This window comes from Streptomyces sp. CA-181903, from assembly GCF_050937075.1.
In the GTDB taxonomy this organism is placed as follows: domain Bacteria; phylum Actinomycetota; class Actinomycetes; order Streptomycetales; family Streptomycetaceae; genus Streptomyces.
In genome coordinates, this window is sequence record NZ_JBNJLY010000001.1 from 4,837,634 (window position 1) to 4,855,485 (window position 17,852).

Genomic DNA, 17,852 nt, shown 5'->3' on the forward strand with positions numbered 1-17,852 from the left:
AGCCGCTACCGGGAGGGTGTGTGGTATTACGTTCCGTGCCCGGCGCCCCGGCGGCGGATCTTGCTGCCCAGCCAGACCAACGGGTCGTAGGAGCGGTCGACGACCCGCTCCTTCAGCGGGATCAGCGCGTTGTCCGTGATTCTGATGTGCTCCGGGCAGACCTCCGTGCAGCATTTGGTGATGTTGCAGTAGCCGAGCCCGTGGTCCTCACGGGCCGCCGCCTTGCGGTCGACGCCGGCCTCGGCGGCGGCGTCCAGCGGGTGCATGTCCAGCTCGGCGACGCGCATCAGGAAGCGCGGCCCGGCGAACGCCGGCTTGTTCTCCTCGTGGTCACGCACCACATGGCAGGTGTTCTGGCACAGGAAGCACTCGATGCACTTGCGGAACTCCTGGAGCCGGTCCACGTCCTGCTGCCGCATCCGGTACTCGCCCGGCTTGAGGTCCGGCGGCGGGGCGAACGAGGCCACGTCCCGCGCCTTCGCGTAGTTGTACGACACGTCCGTCACCAGGTCGCGGACGACCGGGAACGCCCGCATCGGCGTGACGGTGACCGTCTCCGCCGGGTCGAACACCGACATCCGCGTCATGCACATCAGCCGCGGCCGGCCGTTGATCTCCGCGCTGCACGAACCGCACTTGCCCGCCTTGCAGTTCCAGCGGACGGCCAGGTCCGGCGCGGCCGTGGCCTGCAGCCGGTGGATGATGTCGAGGACGACCTCACCCTCGTTGACGGCGACCTCGTAGTCCGTGAGGCCGCCGCCGCCGGCGTCACCCCGCCACACCTTGAAGCGGGCCTGATAACTCATCGGGTGAGCTCCTCGTCCGTCAGGTACTTCTTCAGCTCGTCCTTCTCGAACAGCTCCAGCAGGTCGGGGCGGATCGCCGGCGGCTCCTGCCGCTCCAGCCGGATCCGGCCCAGCGCCGGGTCCTCGGCGGCCGGCTCGGTGCTGTCGTCGGCCAACCGGCAGACCAGCCGCGCCTTGCGCCAGCGCCGGTCCATGCCCGGGTGGTCGTCCCGGGTGTGCCCGCCCCGGCTCTCCGTCCGCTCCAGCGCCGCCCGCGCCACGCACTCGCTGACCAGCAGCATGTTCCGCAGGTCCAGCGCCAGGTGCCAGCCCGGGTTGAACTGCCGGTGCCCCTCGACCCCCGCCCGCCGGGCGCGGGCCCGCAGCCCGGAGAGCCGGCGCAGCGCCTCCTCCATCTCGGGCGCCTTCCGGATGATCCCCACCAGGTCGTTCATCGACTGCTGGAGCTCCTGGTGCAGGGCGTACGGGTTCTCGGCGGCCCCGCCGGTGCTCTCCTCGGCGCCGAACGGCCGCAGCGCCTCCGCCTCCGCCGACGCCACGTCCGCGTCGGAGACGGCGGGACGTCCCGCCGCGTCCAGGCCGGCCGCGTACCGGGCCGCGTACAGCCCCGCGCGCCGCCCGAACACCAGCAGGTCGGAGAGGGAGTTGCCGCCGAGCCGGTTGGAACCGTGCAGCCCGCCCGCCACCTCGCCGGCCGCGAAAAGCCCCGGCACCCCGACCGCCGCCGCCGTGTCCGGGTCGACCTCGACGCCGCCCATCACGTAGTGGCAGGTGGGGCCGACCTCCATGGCCTCCGCGGTGATGTCCACGTCCGCCAGCTCCTTGAACTGGTGGTGCATGGACGGCAGTTTGCGGCGGATCACCTCGGCCGGCATCCGCGTCGAGACGTCCAGGAACACCCCGCCGTGCGGCGATCCGCGGCCGGCCTTCACCTCGGAGTTGATCGCCCGCGCCACCTCGTCGCGCGGCAGCAGTTCCGGCGGCCGACGGTGGTGCTCGGGGTCGGTGTACCAGCCGTCGGCCTCGTCCTCGGTCTCCGCGTACTTCTCCTTGAAGACGTCCGGGACGTAGTCGAACATGAACCGCTTGCCGTCGCTGTTGCGCAGCACCCCGCCGTCGCCGCGCACCGACTCGGTGACGAGGATGCCCTTCACGGACGGCGGCCAGACCATGCCCGTCGGATGGAACTGGACGAACTCCATGTTCACCAGCCGGGCCCCGGCGAGCAGCGCCAGCGCGTGCCCGTCGCCGGTGTACTCCCAGGAGTTGGAGGTCACCTTGAACGACTTGCCGATGCCGCCGGTGGCCAGCACCACGGCCGGCGCCTCCAGGACGAGGAACCGCCCGGACTCGCGCTCGTAGCCGAAGACGCCGGACACCCGGGAGCCGCCGGATACGTCGTCGCGGTCGCGGAGCACCCGGGTGACCGTGCACTCCTGGAAGACCTTCAGCCGCGCCTCGTGGTCGCCGTGCCGCCGGAAGTCCTCTTGCTGGAGGGAGACGACCTTCTGCTGGAGCGTGCGGATCAGCTCCAGGCCCGTCCGGTCGCCCACGTGCGCCAGCCGCGGGTACTCGTGCCCGCCGAAGTTCCGCTGCGAGATCCGCCCGTCCGGCGTCCGGTCGAAGACCGCCCCCAGGTCTCCAGCTCCCACACCCGGTCCGGGGCCTCCTGCGCCAGCAGCTCGGCCATCCGCCAGTCGTTGAGGAACTTGCCCCCGCGCAGCGTGTCGCGGAAGTGCACCTGCCAGTTGTCGTTCGCGTTCACGTTGCCCATGCAGGCGGCGATGCCGCCCTCGGCCATCACCGTGTGCGCCTTGCCGAACAGCGATTTGCAGATCACCGCGCAGCGCAGCCCCTGCTCGCGGGCCTCGATCGCGGCACGGAGCCCGGCGCCCCCCGCGCCCACCACGACCACGTCCCAGGACTGCCGGTCCACCCGAGTCATCAGTAGGTCTCTCCTAGAAGAAGCGCGGATCGTCGAACACGCCGCCGGCGACCAGGTACACGTACAGGTCGGCCAGCGCGACGCTGATCAGGGACGCCCAGGCGAGCAGCATGTGACGGGCGTTCAGCCGGCTCACCAGCCCCCACATGCGGTAGCGCACCGGATGCTTGGAGAAGGTGCGCAGCCGCCCGCCGACGATGTGCCGGCACGAATGGCAGGAGAGCGTGTACGCCCAGATCAGGCCGATGTTGGCGAGCATGACGAGGGTGCCGAGGCCCATGTGGCCCCACGCGCCGTGTTCGTCGCGGAAGGCGAGGACGGCGTCGTAGGTGAGGATGCCCGCGACGATCACCGCGAAGTAGAAGAAGTACCGGTGGATGTTCTGGAGCACCAGCGGGAAGCGGCTCTCCCCGGTGTACTTCGCGTGCGGCTCGGCGACCGCGCAGGCCGGGGGAGAGGCCCAGAACCCGCGGTAGTACGCCTTGCGGTAGTAGTAGCAGGTGAGCCGGAAGCCCAGCGGAAAGATCAGGATCAGCAGCGCGGGCGACAGGGCCCACCACGAGCCGAAGACCTCCCAGTCGGCGCCGTCCTTCATGGGGACGCAGCGCTCGGCGAGGCAGGGCGAGTAGAACGGCGAGACGTAGGGCGCGGCGTAGTAGCGCTCGTCGGCGAACGCCCGCCAGGTGGAGTAGACGACGAACGCCAGCAGCCCGGCCGCCGTGGCCGCGGGCGGCAGCCACCAGCGGTCGCGGCGCAGGTGGCGGGGGGCGATCGAGGCCCGTGAGGAGTGGTGGACGCCGCCGCTCGCCGGGGAGCCGGCGGCGGCGGACGGTCTGGGGTCGGTGCCAGTGGACAAAGGGACTCCGTCGAGGAGCGGGGGTGTGGGACGCCGGGCGCGGGGGCTCAGGGAGGCCGCCGGCGGCGCTACGGGGCGCGGGAGCCGATGCCCTCCTCGTCGGCGTCCCGCCACAGCGAGGGGTCGTACGGGGTGTCGGGGATCTGCACCATGGCCGGGCGGGGGCGCTCCGGGGGCTGGGCCTCGCACAGGAGCGTCAGGCTCTCGCGCAGGTGGCCGGCGTCGGAACGCATCCGCCGCAGCTCCGGGCCTCCGCTGCCCAGCCGGCGCTCCAGCCGGCCGAGGGCGCGGTCGAGTTCGCCGAGGCAGCGCTGAACCGCTGTCAGGTCATCGTTCAGGGACACGGATCTGCCCTCACTTCCGCGGAACGGGCGGTTGCGGGTGGCGACTGCGATGCGACAGAGAGTGTCGCGCGTCACACCCCTTCAGGGGAAGATAGCGGCCGCGATTGCACCTTCGCGGGAGCGCATTCCTCGCGAGCCCTGCCGCCGCCCAAACGTTCGTCCAGGCGGGTGGCGTGCGCCGGGGAGGCGCCGTGTCGGCACCCCGTTCGCGCGGGCCGTCGCTTTCAGTGGTCGGCAGTAGATCCGATCAACGGTTCATTGGACCGGCTGATCGGCCCCTGACCGACCCCCTGATCGTGGATCCGGACCCCGTACGGCGGAGGTTGTCGCCCATGTTCCCCCTCTCGACGAGCCAGCGGCCCCGCGTCCGCCGCCTCCGCCGCACCCGCCGTTCCGCCGCCCTGCTCGCCGCGGGCGCGCTCCTGCCACTGCCCGCCCTGGCCGGCTGCGGGAGCACCGGGGGGAGCGACGAACCACCGGCCGGCATCCAGGACGTGGCCGCCGCCCCACGCGCGAAGATCGCCGACAAGGGCACGCTGACCTGGGCCGTCGACGCCCTGCCGGCCACCTACAACGCCTTCCAGTCGGACGCCGACGCGACCACCCGGCAGGTGGCGGGCGCGGTGCTGCCCGCCCTCTTCACCCTCGACGGCCGCGGGCGCCCCCAGCGCAACCCCGACTACCTGCTCTCCGCCGAGGTGGTGGCGCGCGAGCCGCGGCAGGTCGTCGTCTACCGGCTGCACCCCGGCGCGGTGTGGAGCGACGGCACGCCGATCACCGCCGCCGACTTCGAGGCCCAGTGGAAGGCGCTGCGCGGCAGGGACAGCGCGTTCTGGTCGACGGGCAACGCCGGCTACGACCGGATCGACAAGGTCGAGCGCGGCGCGGACGCCCGCGAAGTGAAGATCACTTTTGCGAAGCCGTACGTGGACTGGGCCTCCCTCTTCACCCCGCTCTACCCCCGGGCGGCGATGGCCAGCGGCAACGCGTTCAACGACTCGATGCGCAAGGAGCTCAAGTTCGCGGCCGGCCCCTTCCGGGTGGGCGAGCGCAACGACGGGCAGGGCACGCTGACGCTCGTCCGCAACCCCCGCTGGTGGGGCGACCGGGCGAAGCTCGACCGGCTGGTGCTCCGCGCGGTGCCGCGCGGCGAACGGGCCGACGCGCTGGCCAACGGCGGCGTCGACCTCGCCGACATCACCCCGGCGGCGGCCGAGCGGATCGACCGGGTGAACGCGCCGGCGAAGAAGACCGACGACGCCAACAAGCCGGAGGCGTCGGCCGGACTGCGCGACCTCGTCGTCCACCGGGCGCTGGAGCCGGTGTGGACGCAGCTCGCCCTCAACGGCACGTCCGGCGCGCTGGCCGACGAGCGGGTGCGGCGGGCGGTCGTCCGGGCCGTCGACCGCAAGGAACTCGCCCGGTACGTCCTCGGCGCCCTCGGGCTGCCGGCCGACCCGCTGGGCAGCCACGTCCTCGTCGCCGGGCAGCCCGGCTACGAGGACAACAGTGACGCCGTCGGGCCCGCCGACCCGGGCGCGGCCCGGGACCTGCTCGCCGACGCCGGCTGGAAGGAGGGCCGGGGCGAACCGGCCGGGCGCGGGCCGGCCCAGGCCGACGGGGCGGGGGCACGGCACGGTCGGGACGACAAGGCCGAGCCGCATGGCGCTCCCGACCCGGCATCCCCGGGAAACCCGGAGTCCCCGGCTCCCGGGTCGGCGCCGGAGCCGGCGGCCGGCGTCCCGGCGGAGAAGCCCGAGAACCTGCCGGAGCCGGCGGACGCGGGCGAGGAAGGCGGGGACGGTTCCGGGAGCGGAGCCGGGACCGGCGGCGACGACAAGAGCGCCCGGGACGCCGGGGGCGGCAAGGGGAACGCGGCGAAGACCGTGCCCGTCCGCTTCAAGGACGGCAAGCGGCTCGCCCTCCGGTTCATCCTCCCCAAGAGCACGGGCGCGGAGCCGCTGCGACAGGTCGGGGAGCGGATCGCCCGGCAGCTCGACGCCGTCGGCATCCACACGGACCTCGTCACCGTCGACGACGCGGGCTACTTCCGCGACCACATCGCCTCCGGCGACTTCGACCTCGCCCTCTACTCCTGGCCCGCCAGCGCCTTCCCCGCCACCGACGCCCGGCCCATCTTCGCCAAACCCCGGCCGGCCGCAGACGGGTCGCTCCAGGTGGAGCAGAACTACACCCGGGTCGGCACCGACCAGATCGACCGGCTCTTCGAGCAGGCGTCGACGGAGCTGGACGCGGAGGCTTCGCGGGACCTGGTGGTGCGGGCGGACGCGCGGATCTGGGCGGCGGCGGGGTCCGTGCCGCTGTATCAGCGGCCTGAGCTCGTCGCCTCGCGGCGGGCCTTGGCGAATGTCGGTGCTTTCGGGCTGGCCAGCCCGCGGTATCAGGACATGGGGTTCCTGCGGTAGGGGTGCCCCGGTCCCTCCCCTTCGCCGATTCCCGGGGCTTCGCCCCCAGACCCCCGAAGCGCGCTGCGCGCGCTGTCCCCAAACGCCGGACGGGCTGAGTGGTGCGGGTAAAGCCGCAGGTCAGCCCAGCCGGAGCCCTCCCCGGGCAGCCCCGGCCCGCAGTTCCCCGTACCATGGAGTAAAGGCCGTGGCTCGATCGCCCGGCAGGCCCGCGTACCGGACCGGACGCGCGGGCATCCACGATCCCGGGAGAAGCGCCGCAAGTATGCCCACGCGCCATGACATTCGTAACGTCGCCATCGTCGCCCACGTCGACCACGGCAAGACGACCATCGTCGACGCCATGCTCAAGCAGGCCGGCGCCTTCGCCGCGCACCAGCTCGACTCCGTTGACGACCGCGTCATGGACTCGAACGACCTGGAGCGTGAGAAGGGCATCACGATCCTCGCCAAGAACACGGCGGTGAAGTATCACCCCAAGGACGGCGGGGCCCCGATCACCATCAACATCATCGACACCCCCGGCCACGCCGACTTCGGTGGTGAGGTCGAGCGCGGTCTGTCGATGGTGGACGCGGTCGTGCTGCTGGTCGACGCGTCCGAGGGCCCGCTGCCGCAGACGCGCTTCGTGCTCCGCAAGGCGCTGCAGCAGCGGAAGCCGGTCATCCTGTGCATCAACAAGACGGACCGCCCGGACTCCCGCATCGACGAGGTCGTCAACGAGACGTACGACCTCTTCCTGGACCTGGACGCGGACGAGGACCAGATCGAGTTCCCGATCGTCTACGCCTGCGGCCGCGACGGCATCGCCTCGCTGACCAAGCCGGAGGACGGCACCGTCCCGGCGGACAGCACCAGCCTGGAGCCGTTCTTCTCCACCATCCTGGAGCACGTCCCGGCCCCGACGTACGAGGATGACGCGCCGCTCCAGGCCCACGTCACCAACCTCGACGCCGACAATTTCCTCGGCCGTATCGCGCTGCTCCGCGTCGAGCAGGGCGAGCTGCGCAAGGGCCAGACGGTTGCGTGGATCAAGCGCGACGGCACCATCCAGAACGTCCGCATCACCGAGCTGATGATGACCGAGGCGCTCACCCGCAAGCCGGCCGAGGTGGCCGGCCCGGGTGACATCTGCGCCGTCGCCGGTATCCCGAACATCATGATCGGCGAGACCCTGGCCGACCCGGAGAACCCGGTGGCGCTGCCGCTGATCACGGTCGACGAGCCGGCGATCTCCATGACCATCGGTACGAACACCTCGCCGCTGGTCGGCCGCGGCGGCACGGGCAAGGGCGCGGACGCCAAGGCCGCGGTCAAGGACCGCAAGGTCACCGCCCGTCAGGTCAAGGACCGGCTGGACCGCGAGCTGATCGGTAACGTCAGCCTCCGGGTGCTCGACACCGAGCGTCCCGACGCCTGGGAGGTGCAGGGCCGCGGTGAGCTGGCGCTGGCCATCCTGGTGGAGCAGATGCGCCGCGAGGGCTTCGAGATGACCATCGGCAAGCCGCAGGTCGTCACCAAGCAGGTCGACGGCAAGACGTACGAGCCGGTCGAGCGCATCACCATCGACGTGCCCGAGGAGCACATGGGCGCGGTCACGCAGCTCATGGGCACCCGCAAGGGCCGGATGGACAACATGTCCAACCACGGCTCCGGCTGGGTCCGTATGGAGTTCGTCGTCCCGTCCCGCGGTCTGATCGGCTTCCGTACGGAGTTCCTGACCAACACCCGTGGTACGGGCATCGCCCACTCCATCCACGAGGGCCACGAGCCGTGGTTCGGCGAGCTGAAGACCCGTAACAACGGCTCCCTGGTCGCCGACCGCGCCGGTGCCGTCACCGCGTTCGCGATGACGAACCTCCAGGAGCGCGGCGTGCTCTTCGTCGACCCGGGCACCGAGGTGTACGAGGGCATGATCGTCGGCGAGAACTCGCGCGCCGACGACATGGACGTCAACATCACCAAGGAGAAGAAGCTCACCAACATGCGCTCCTCCTCCGCCGACTCCTTCGAGGCGATCGTCCCGCCGCGCAAGCTGTCGCTGGAGCAGTCCCTGGAGTTCTGCCGCGACGACGAGTGCGTCGAGGTCACCCCGGAGGCGGTTCGCATCCGCAAGGTCGTCCTCGACCAGAAGGAGCGCGGCCGCTCCGCGTCGCGCGCCAAGCACGGCTGAACCGACGTCAGTTCGCCGCTGACGCGCCCGGGTGGCGCGTCAGGGTGAGGCGCTTCGGTGAGGCGTCTCGGTGAGGCACTTTCGGTGACGCAGAGGCCCGGTACCCCGCGAGGGGTGCCGGGCCTCTCGGCGTTTTCAGGCCACGACGCACGAGTCGTCCGGATAACGGACGCTCCCCTCCCGATGTGGCGTCAACAGCCCGTTTCGTACGTGTCTGTCTGGGCCGTCTTTGTCCGTATTTCGGGCATGTGGCGGTGATCGATGTGACCAAAGCGAGACCCAGTAAGTGTGGTTTAAGGAGCGGCAGTGCTCAATAGTGGGGCCATTAGCTCGGGTCAATGGGTCACGCGCTGTGGGGAGTGCGGGGGCTCACGAGCACATTCGGGGGTTCCGGTTCCTGTGAGCGCTGTCAGGGGTGTCAGCGTGTAGGGGCCGGTTCCTCCTATCTGGTGACAGTGGACTCCTGAGGAGGGATACCCATGCGCGGTGCCAAGAGCGCCAAGTGGGTCGTGGGTGCGATAGTCGTCGCGATGGCGGCGACTGCCTGTGGCGGCGGCAACAAGGACGATGACGAGGGCAGTGCGGCCGTTGACTCCAACGGCGTGTTCAGCTACTACAACACCGAGCCGCAGAACACGCTGGTCCCGACCAACACCAATGAGGTCGGCGGCCACTACATGCTGACCAACATGTTCCGTGGTCTGGTCACCTTCGACATCAACAACAAGTTGCAGATGGCCCAGGCGCAGAGCGTCGACACCACTGACAACCAGCACTTCACGGTCAAGCTGAAGCCGGGCTGGAAGTTCCACAACGGCGAGACGGTCACCGCCAACTCCTTCGTCAAGGCGTGGAACTGGGGCGCCAACGTCAAGAACAACCAGCTGAACTCCTCCTGGTTCGAGTCCATCAAGGGCTACGAGGACGTCCACCCCAAGGAGGGCGACCCGAAGGCCGACGCGATGTCGGGCCTCAAGGTCGTCAACGACAACGAGTTCACCATCGAGCTCTCGCGTCCCGTCTCCACCTTCAAGCAGCGGCTGTTCTACGACGCCTTCTTCCCGCTTCCCGAGGCGTTCTACAAGGACCCCAAGGGCTTCGGTGAGCACCCCATCGGCAACGGCCCGTACAAGATGGAGGGCGACTGGGCCCACAAGGTCCAGCTGAAGGTCCGTAAGTTCGCCGACTACAAGGGTGATGACAAGCCCAAGAACGGCGGCATCGACTTCAAGTTCTACAGCAAGGACGACGCGGCCTACGCGGACCTGCTGTCGGACAAGATCGACATCATGTACCAGGTGCCCAACGCCCAGGTCGCCAAGTTCAAGGACGACTTGGGCAAGCGCGCCATCAGCCAGCCGTACGGCGGCAACACCAACGTCGGCTTCCCGCTGTACGACAAGGAGTGGGGCAAGCCGGAGAAGGCCAAGGTCCGCCAGGGCCTGTCGATGGCGATCGACCGCGAGACCATCGCCAAGACCGCGCTCAAGGGCAGCAAGGACGCGGCCACCGGCTTCACGCCGAAGGGCATCCCGGGCTGGCAGGAGGGCGCCTGTGGCGAGTTCTGCAAGTTCGACCCGGCCAAGGCCAAGGACCTCATCAAGCAGGGCGGCGGCGTCCCCGGCAACAAGGTGACCATCACCTACAACGCCGACGGCGCCAACAAGGAGTGGGTGGACGCGGTCTGCAACGACATTCGGCAGAACGCCGGTGTCGAGTGCGTGACCGACGCGAAGTCCACCTTCCAGGAGTCCCGCGACCTGATCACCAAGAAGAAGCTCAGCAACCCGTTCCGTATGGCCTGGGTGATGGACTTCCCGAACATCGCCAACTTCGTCACCGAGCAGTTCCGCACCGACGCCGGCGCCAATGACATGGCCTTCAGCGACAAGGGCGTCGACGCGGCCATGGAGAAGGCGGACGCGGCCAAGACGGACGACGAGGCCAACAAGGGCTACTTCGAGGCTGAGAAGAAGCTCATGGAGACGATGCCGGCCATCCCGCTCTTCACCGACAAGACCGTCGCCGGCTACTCCAAGCGCGTGCAGAACGTGAAGATCGACTTCCAGCGTCAGGCCATCTGGACCGACGTCGAGGTCAAGAAGTAACACCGGGACGTTTGCAATGACGCAGGCCCAGTGGCCGTCCGCCTCCCACGAGGAACAGGCGGCGGCCGCTGGGCCCGTCGGCGACAGGAGGAACGATGGGGCGCTTTGTCGCGAGGCGACTGCTCCAGATGATCCCGGTGTTCATCGGGACCACGCTGCTTATTTTCTTGATGGTGTATTCGCTGCCGGGTGACCCCGTCGCGGCGATGTTCGGCTCGCGGGCGGCCGATCCGGCGACGGCCGAGAGACTGCGGCACCAGTTCGGACTGGACAAACCCCTGATCGAGCAGTACTGGGACTACTTCTCAGGGCTCTTCAAGGGTGACTTCGGGCAGAGCTTCACCGGCCGGCCCGTGGCCGACCTGATGGCCGACGCCTTCCCGGTGACCATCCGGCTGGCGCTCTTCGCCTTTGCCATCGAGCTGGTCTTCGGCCTCGGGCTCGGCGTGCTCACGGGGCTGCGCCGCGGCCGGTTCGTGGACCAGGCCGTGCTGATCTTCACGCTGATCGTGGTGTCCATTCCGGTCTTCGTGCTGGGCAACATGGCTCAGTTCCTGATCGGTGTGAAGTGGAAGCTGGTGACCCCGACCGTCCAGGATTCCGAGGACCTCACCCAGTTGATCCTCCCGGCCGTCGTGCTCGCGCTGCTCTCGCTGGCGTACGTCACCCGGCTGACGCGGACGACCGTGGCGGAGAACCTCCGCGCCGACTACATCCGCACCGCGGTGGCCAAGGGCCTGCCCCGGCGCCGGGTCGTCGGGGTGCATCTGATGCGCAACTCGCTCATCCCTGTCGTCACGTTCCTCGGCACCGACCTCGGCGCGCTCATGGGTGGTGCGATCGTCACCGAGGGCATCTTCAACGTCCCCGGCGTGGGCAACACCCTCTACAAGGCCGTCAGCACCAGTGAAGGCCCCACCGTGGTCGGCATCGTGACCGTCCTGGTGCTCGTCTACCTCGTGAGCAGCCTGGTCGTCGACCTGCTCTACGCAGTCCTGGACCCGAGGATCCGCTATGCCTGACAACAAGACTCCACAGGTGAGCCCCAGCGAGGCCGCGAGCACCGGCCCCAGCCTGTTGGCCGGCTCGGTGGACACCGCCGCCGTGGGTGTGGCCGCCGCCGAACTCGCCACCATGGCCGGCAAGAAGCCGTCCCCCGAGAAGGCCCGCAGTCTCGGCCAGGATGCCTGGCGCGAGCTGCGCGGCAGCTGGCTGTTCTGGGCCTCCGGCGTCCTGCTGCTCCTTCTGATCCTCATGGCCGCGTGGCCGACGCTCTTCACCGACGTGGACCCGCGCTACGCCGACCTGCGCAACCACTATCTGGGCGCGCCCCAGTGGTCGCACCTCTTCCAGGAGGACTGGTTCGGCTACAACGTCCAAGGGCAGAGTGTCTACGCGCGTACCGTGCACGGGGCGCGTGCGTCGATCATCGTCGGTGTGTGCGTGACGCTCGCGGTCACCTTGCTCGGCGGCATCGTCGGCATGATCGCCGGCTACTTCGGCGGCTGGGTCGACGCGCTCCTGTCGCGCATCACCGACGTGTTCTTCGGCATTCCCCTGCTCCTCGGCGCCCTGGTGCTGCTCCAGGCGTTCACCAACCGCACGGTGTGGACGGTGACCTTCGCCCTGACCGCCTTCGGCTGGATGCAGATCGCCCGCGTCATGCGCGGTGCCGTCATCACCCAGAAGCAGGCGGACTTCGTCACCGCCGCCCGGGCGCTCGGCGCGGGCACCGGCCGGATCCTCTTCCGGCACATCCTGCCGAACGTGCTCGGCCCGGTGATCGTCGTCGCCACGATCGCGCTCGGCGGCTATATCGCCACCGAGGCGACCCTGTCCTACCTGGGCATCGGTCTGAAGGACCCGACGGTCTCCTGGGGTGTGGACATCTCCGCCGGCCAGCACGACCTGCGCGACGGGCCGCACGCCCTGATGATGCCGGCCACGTTCCTGAGCCTCACCGTCCTCGCGTTCATCCTGCTCGGCGACGCGGTGCGCGACGCCCTCGACCCCAAGCTGCGCTGAGGGAGGCGTACGTGACCACCATCGAAAAGACGGCGGACGCCCCCGAGCGGAAGGGCCCGGACGCCGGGCCCCTGCTGGAAGTCCGCGACCTGCACGTCGAGTTCCACACCCGGGACGGCGTGGCCAAGGCCGTCAACGGCGTCAACTACTCGGTCAGCGCGGGCGAGACGCTCGCCGTGCTGGGTGAGTCCGGCTCCGGCAAGTCCGTGACGGCGCAGGCCATCATGGGCATCCTCGACATGCCGCCCGCGAAGATCCCCAAGGGGGAGATCCTCTTCCGCGGCCGGGACATGCTGAAGATGTCCGGCGAGGAGCGCCGCAAGATCCGGGGCGCGAAGATCGCCATGATCTTCCAGGACGCGCTGTCCTCCCTGAACCCGGTGCTCACCGTGGGCTACCAGCTCGGCGAGATGTTCCGCGTCCACCAGGGGCTGTCGAAGAAGGACGCCAAGGCCAAGGCCATCGAGCTGATGGACCGCGTCCGGATCCCGGCGGCCAAGGACCGGGTCGGGGACTACCCGCACCAGTTCTCGGGCGGCATGCGGCAGCGCATCATGATCGCGATGGCGCTGGCGCTGGAGCCGGACCTGATCATCGCGGACGAGCCGACCACGGCTCTGGACGTCACCGTCCAGGCGCAGGTGATGGACCTCCTGGCCGAACTCCAGCGGGAGTTCAACATGGGGCTCATCCTCATCACCCACGACCTGGGCGTCGTCGCCGACGTCGCCGACAAGATCGCGGTGATGTACGCGGGCCGGATCGTCGAGACCGCGCCCGTCCACGAGCTCTACAAGCGCCCGGCCCACCCGTACACCCGGGGCCTGCTGGACTCGATCCCGCGCCTGGACCAGAAGGGCCAGGAGCTCTACGCGATCAAGGGCCTGCCGCCCAACCTGCTGCACATCCCCGCGGGCTGCGCCTTCAGCCCGCGCTGCCCCAAGGCGCAGGACATCTGCCGTACGGAGATCCCGGCGCTGCACGACGTGGCGGAGGCGGACGGCGCGGCGCTGCCGGGCCGGTCCAGCGCCTGCCACTTCTGGAAGGAGACGATCCATGGCTGAGACCGGCAAGGAGCCCGGCGCGAAGTCCGCCGAGCAGGACGCGGCCGTGGACGCGACGCCCAACGTCTCCGACGTGCACGTGGCCGACGCGAGCACGACCGCCGAGGTGGAGGCCGTCCTCGACGCGCCCGTCGAGCGCGGCGAGCCGATCCTCCAGGTGCGCAACCTCGTCAAGCACTTCCCGCTGACGCAGGGCATCCTGTTCAAGAAGCAGGTCGGCGCGGTCAAGGCGGTGGACGGGGTCTCGTTCGACCTCTACCAGGGTGAGACGCTGGGCATCGTCGGCGAGTCCGGTTGCGGCAAGTCCACGGTCGCCAAACTGCTGATGACGCTGGAGCAGGCCACCGCGGGCGAGGTCTTCTACAAGGGTCAGGACATCACCAAGCTGTCGGGGCGGGCCCTCAAGGCCGTGCGCCGCAACATCCAGATGGTGTTCCAGGACCCGTACACGTCGCTGAACCCCGGATGACCGTCGGCGACATCATCGGCGAGCCCTTCGAGATCCACCCGGAGGTGGCACCCAAGGGCGACCGCCGGAAGCGGGTCCGGGAGCTGCTGGACGTCGTCGGCCTCAACCCGGAGTACATCAACCGGTACCCGCACCAGTTCTCGGGCGGTCAGCGGCAGCGCATCGGCATCGCGCGCGGGCTGGCGCTGAACCCCGAGATCATCATCTGCGACGAGCCGGTGTCCGCGCTGGACGTGTCCGTGCAGGCGCAGGTCGTCAACCTGATGGAGAAGCTGCAGGACGAGTTCAACCTCTCCTACATCTTCATCGCCCACGACCTGTCGATCGTCCGGCACATCTCCGACCGGGTCGGCGTCATGTACCTGGGCAAGATGGCCGAGATCGGGACCGACGTCCAGATCTATGACCACCCGACCCACCCGTACACGCAGGCGCTGCTGTCGGCCGTGCCGGTGCCCGACCCGGACGCCCGGGAGGGCCGCGAGCGGATCATCCTGACCGGTGACGTCCCGTCGCCGGCCAACCCGCCGTCCGGCTGCCGGTTCCGCACCCGCTGCTGGAAGGCGCAGGACAAGTGCGCCGAGGAGGTGCCGCTGCTGGCGGTGCCGGAGGTCTTCGCGGGCAAGGAGATCCCGGCGGCGCACGAGTCGGCGTGCCACTTCGCCGAGGAGAAGCAGGTGGTGGGCGCCGCGTAGCGGCGTCGTGCACAGGGCGTTCGCCCCGGCCTCACCCCACGGCGTGGGTGAGGCCGGGGCGAGTGTTTTTGAGCGGGTCGAATGCCCGTCACTCCTTTACAGGGCTCAACTCCCCCTTGATTACCGCCGGCCGGGGCGGGAGGGCCGAGGGTGATCGGGAGGGAGAGGAAGCCGCGCAGTGTGGGGTGGGGCTCCCGGTGGCCGGCGGTGGTGGGTGTGGCGTTCGGGTGGGCGGTGGCGAATTCCGTGAGGAGGACGCGGGCTTCGAGGAGGGCCAGGGGGACGCCGAGGCAGGCGTGGGGGCCGAGTCCGAAGGCGAAGTGCGGGTTCGGGGTGCGGGTGAGGTCGAGGCGGTCGGGGTGCGGGAAGACCTCGGGGTCCCGGTGGGCGGAGCCCAGCAGCACCCGGACCCGGTCGCCGGCGGCCAGGCGGCGTCCGCCGAGCGTCGTCGTGGCGGTCACCGCCCGGTCCTGGGCCTGGAACGGGCTGTCGTAGCGGATGAGTTCGTCGAGGGCGGCCGTCAGCCGGGGGCCGTCCGCGGCGGCGAGGCGGGGGAGCGTTCCGGGGGTGCGGACGAGGGCGTTCAGGGCGTTGCCGAGCAGGCGCGGGCCCGAGTTGAGCGCGGCGAAGAGCAGCGCGCACAGCGCGCCGGTCAGCGCTTCGAGGGCGACCGAGCGCTCGGCCTCGTGCAGCCGCAGGTAGCGCAGGACGCCGCCGCGGCGGTCGCTGCCGCCGTGCGCGTACCGGTACTCGGTGCGCAGCATCTGGCCGAGCAGGACCCGGGCGCGCAGTCCGGCCTCGGTCTCCTCGGGGGTGGCCCCGGCCGTCATGCCGCGGGCGGCGTCCCGGCAGGTGTCGAGGAAGCCGTCCCGCCGGGCGAGGCCGCCGCCGAACAGTGCTCCGGCCGCGTAGGAGGCGACGGGGACCGCGAGGTCGGTCACGAAGTCCGTCTCCGTCCCCGCCCCCGGTTCCGCCAGGCGCCTCCGGGTGAACTCCCGCACGTCGGCCGCCAGCTGGCCGAAGTCCTGTGCCCGGAAGGCGTCGGTCAGCAGCTCCCGCACCGGCGCCCGGTCCTCCGGCGCGAGGGTGCCGGCCCGCTCCGGTCCGAGCGCTCCGGCGTCCCGCAGCCGGCGCGGGTCGGCGGTGAACAGCGCGTCGTCCCGGAGCACGGCCAGGCAGTCCTCGTAGCGGGATATCACCCAGAGCCCGGATTCCGGATGGCGGTGGACCGGGTCCTCTTGCCGCAGCTTGGTATAGACCTGATAGGGGTCCCGGAGAAAGGCCGGGGAAAGCGGGTCGAAAAGCGCGCCGGCGGTTGATCGCGACCCCGCGGCATTCCCGGACGCGGTGGATTCCCTGGTACACATCCGACCCGCCCCGGATGCCGTGGTTCCGGCTCGCTCATCCGCGTTCCTCCTCGTCGTCCGCGACCGCCGAACTGCGCTGCAACCGACGGGGGTTGGTAATTGAATACGAGACGACGCATCGTACTGAGGGGGCGGGCTCCGGGGACAGGGAAGGGACGGAAGGGAACCGGAAGGGAATCGGAGGGCGGCCCTCGGATTTCCGTCTCCCGTGTACCGAGGACGCCTCGCGATAATCCGCTCCCGCCGGGTCTCAGTCGACCAGCAGCGCCATGTCCCAGTCGGCGTGCGCCCGCCCGCCGTGTGCGTAGGCGTCGAGGGCGAGGGCGGTGCCGGCGGCGCCGTCGAGGAAGCCGGGGAGGTCGGCGCCCTCCGGGGCGTTCATGACGGAGGTGCGGAAGCCGAAGCGGTGCTCCTCGCGGAAGTGCCCGATGGTCAGGGCCGCGAGCTCGTCGACGACGGCGTCGAGGCGCTCGTCGTCGATGTGCTCCCGGAGCAGCCCCAGGACGTGCAGCGCGCCGCCGGTGCCGTGGCACAGCCCGGCGTCCTCCAGCCCCCAGGCGGAGACCGGGCGGTCGAGGAGGGGCAGCAGCGCGCGACGGGCCAGCTCGTGCCAGTCCGGCCGGTCCAGGGCGAGGGCGGCGAGCTGGACGGCGCGCGCGATGCCGGGGGAGCCGTAGCACCAGGAGGGCCGCTGCCAGGGCGGGACCGGCGAACCGGGCCCGGCGGCCCAGTCGTCCAGGGTGAGGTACGGCGGCCACCGCAGCCCCTCGCCGTCGGGCACGGCCCACGTCTCCAGCAGCCCGACGACGGCCTCGACGGCCTCCCGCTGCCCGTCGACGGCCACGCCGGACCGCCAGGCCAGTGAGAGCAGGGCGAGCGGTCCGCTCACGCCGTGCGAGAGACCGAGGTTGAGGTGGCCGTCCGGGAGCTCCGCCTCCTGGCCCGCCCTGGGCGCGGCCCACGTCCACCAGCGCGGGACCGCGTGCCCCCGCAGGGTGACCCCGCCCAGCGCCATGGCGGTCAGGTACTCCAGCACCGCACGGGTCTCCTCGGCGGCGCTCTCGCCCCGGGCGAGGAGGTGCCGCCCCACGCCGCTCATGCCGCGGATCACCTCGAACTCGGCGTTGGAGGCGACGGGTTCGGCCGGGACGCGGGGCAGCGCCCGCCGGACGAGCTCGCGGTGGTAGACGTCCAGCCGGGCGAGCGCGTCGCGGTATCCGCCGGTGGCGCGGTGCGCGATCGACAGGGCGTAGGCGGCGGCGCTCGTCGTCGCGTAGAGGCCGCCGGGCGGGTGGCCGCCGTCGGCCACCGCCGCGAGCGACCGCCGCAGATGGGCGTGGGCGTGCGCGACGTGGGCGGGGTGGCGTTCGGTGGCACCGCTGAAGGCGACCGAGACGGCGGGGAAGCCGTTCGTCAGGGACAGGGCGACCCAGAGGTCGTCGGCATCCGCGCCGGGACCGGCCGGAAGGTCCGGATAACCCGTGCCGGCCTCGACGGCCTCCGGGTCGGTGAGCCGGCCGAGCACCTGTGCCGCCACGGCACGGGCCTCGTCGGCATGGCGGGGTGCCCGCACG

The 17,852-nt window shown here is 70.6% G+C and carries 12 protein-coding genes and 2 pseudogenes; 7 read left to right on the top strand and 7 right to left on the bottom strand.

Annotated elements, in window-relative coordinates; translation table 11 throughout:
- Positions 1 to 26: 26 nt before the first annotated feature.
- The 5 genes from ACQEVS_RS21715 to ACQEVS_RS21735 form a co-directional block, all read right to left on the bottom strand.
- A complete protein-coding gene (locus ACQEVS_RS21715) occupies positions 27 to 806 on the bottom strand; it encodes a succinate dehydrogenase/fumarate reductase iron-sulfur subunit (protein ID WP_433022794.1) in 780 nt (259 codons plus the stop codon).
- Positions 803 to 2,443, bottom strand: a complete 1,641-nt coding sequence (locus ACQEVS_RS21720) for a fumarate reductase/succinate dehydrogenase flavoprotein subunit (RefSeq protein ID WP_433027796.1) — start codon at positions 2,441 to 2,443, stop codon at positions 803 to 805. The genes ACQEVS_RS21715 and ACQEVS_RS21720 overlap by 4 nt, the downstream gene beginning before the upstream one ends.
- A complete protein-coding gene (locus tag ACQEVS_RS21725) occupies positions 2,332 to 2,751 on the bottom strand; it encodes an FAD-binding protein (protein ID WP_433022796.1) in 420 nt (139 codons plus the stop codon). Before ACQEVS_RS21725 ends, ACQEVS_RS21720 begins: the two co-directional genes overlap by 112 nt.
- 13 nt (positions 2,752 to 2,764) lie before the next feature.
- On the bottom strand, positions 2,765 to 3,607 hold the full coding sequence (locus ACQEVS_RS21730; RefSeq protein ID WP_433022798.1) for a hypothetical protein: 843 nt from the start codon (positions 3,605 to 3,607) through the stop codon (positions 2,765 to 2,767).
- Between the two features lie 68 nt (positions 3,608 to 3,675).
- Positions 3,676 to 3,951, bottom strand: a complete 276-nt coding sequence (locus ACQEVS_RS21735) for a hypothetical protein (protein WP_433022800.1) — start codon at positions 3,949 to 3,951, stop codon at positions 3,676 to 3,678.
- Positions 3,952 to 4,283: 332 nt separating this feature from the next.
- Between ACQEVS_RS21735 and ACQEVS_RS21740 the strand changes: the two genes are divergently transcribed.
- From ACQEVS_RS21740 to ACQEVS_RS21770, 7 genes and pseudogenes are all read left to right on the top strand, one after another.
- Positions 4,284 to 6,377 (top strand): ABC transporter substrate-binding protein, encoded by a 2,094-nt coding sequence (locus tag ACQEVS_RS21740; protein WP_433022802.1) that lies wholly within the window; start codon positions 4,284 to 4,286, stop codon positions 6,375 to 6,377.
- A gap of 265 nt (positions 6,378 to 6,642) precedes the next feature.
- Positions 6,643 to 8,550, top strand: a complete 1,908-nt coding sequence (gene typA, locus ACQEVS_RS21745; RefSeq protein ID WP_433022804.1) for a translational GTPase TypA — start codon at positions 6,643 to 6,645, stop codon at positions 8,548 to 8,550.
- Between the two features lie 479 nt (positions 8,551 to 9,029).
- Complete coding sequence (locus ACQEVS_RS21750) at positions 9,030 to 10,658, top strand: peptide ABC transporter substrate-binding protein (protein ID WP_433022807.1); 1,629 nt, start codon at positions 9,030 to 9,032, stop codon at positions 10,656 to 10,658.
- Positions 10,659 to 10,753: 95 nt separating this feature from the next.
- Positions 10,754 to 11,680, top strand: coding sequence for an ABC transporter permease (locus ACQEVS_RS21755; protein WP_433022810.1), 927 nt, complete (start codon positions 10,754 to 10,756; stop codon positions 11,678 to 11,680).
- Positions 11,673 to 12,683 (top strand): ABC transporter permease, encoded by a 1,011-nt coding sequence (locus ACQEVS_RS21760; RefSeq protein WP_433022812.1) that lies wholly within the window; start codon positions 11,673 to 11,675, stop codon positions 12,681 to 12,683. The genes ACQEVS_RS21755 and ACQEVS_RS21760 overlap by 8 nt, the downstream gene beginning before the upstream one ends.
- An 11-nt stretch (positions 12,684 to 12,694) precedes the next feature.
- Positions 12,695 to 13,747, top strand: a complete 1,053-nt coding sequence (locus ACQEVS_RS21765) for an ABC transporter ATP-binding protein (protein ID WP_433022815.1) — start codon at positions 12,695 to 12,697, stop codon at positions 13,745 to 13,747.
- A pseudogene (locus tag ACQEVS_RS21770) lies at positions 13,740 to 14,911 on the top strand (ABC transporter ATP-binding protein). Before ACQEVS_RS21765 ends, ACQEVS_RS21770 begins: the two are co-directional and overlap by 8 nt.
- A 254-nt stretch (positions 14,912 to 15,165) precedes the next feature.
- Here ACQEVS_RS21770 and ACQEVS_RS21775 read toward each other — a convergent pair.
- A pseudogene (locus ACQEVS_RS21775) lies at positions 15,166 to 16,278 on the bottom strand (cytochrome P450); the annotation flags it as partial.
- A 250-nt stretch (positions 16,279 to 16,528) separates the two neighbouring features.
- Positions 16,529 to 17,851 carry a lanthionine synthetase C family protein gene (locus tag ACQEVS_RS21780; protein ID WP_433022817.1) on the bottom strand — a complete coding sequence of 441 codons (1,323 nt, stop codon included), beginning with the start codon at positions 17,849 to 17,851 and terminating at the stop codon, positions 16,529 to 16,531.
- Between the last annotated feature and the right edge of the window lies 1 nt (position 17,852).

Excerpts from the sequence above, each read along its gene's own strand:
- ACQEVS_RS21715 (WP_433022794.1), bottom strand. The coding sequence starts at position 806 with ATGAGTTATCAGGCCCGCTTCAAGGTGTGGCGGGGTGACGCCGGCGGC.
- ACQEVS_RS21725 (WP_433022796.1), bottom strand. The coding sequence starts at position 2,751 with ATGACTCGGGTGGACCGGCAGTCCTGGGACGTGGTCGTGGTGGGCGCG.
- ACQEVS_RS21740 (WP_433022802.1), top strand. The coding sequence starts at position 4,284 with ATGTTCCCCCTCTCGACGAGCCAGCGGCCCCGCGTCCGCCGCCTCCGC.
- typA (WP_433022804.1), top strand. The coding sequence starts at position 6,643 with ATGCCCACGCGCCATGACATTCGTAACGTCGCCATCGTCGCCCACGTC.
- ACQEVS_RS21750 (WP_433022807.1), top strand. The coding sequence starts at position 9,030 with ATGCGCGGTGCCAAGAGCGCCAAGTGGGTCGTGGGTGCGATAGTCGTC.
- ACQEVS_RS21755 (WP_433022810.1), top strand. The coding sequence starts at position 10,754 with ATGGGGCGCTTTGTCGCGAGGCGACTGCTCCAGATGATCCCGGTGTTC.
- ACQEVS_RS21760 (WP_433022812.1), top strand. The coding sequence starts at position 11,673 with ATGCCTGACAACAAGACTCCACAGGTGAGCCCCAGCGAGGCCGCGAGC.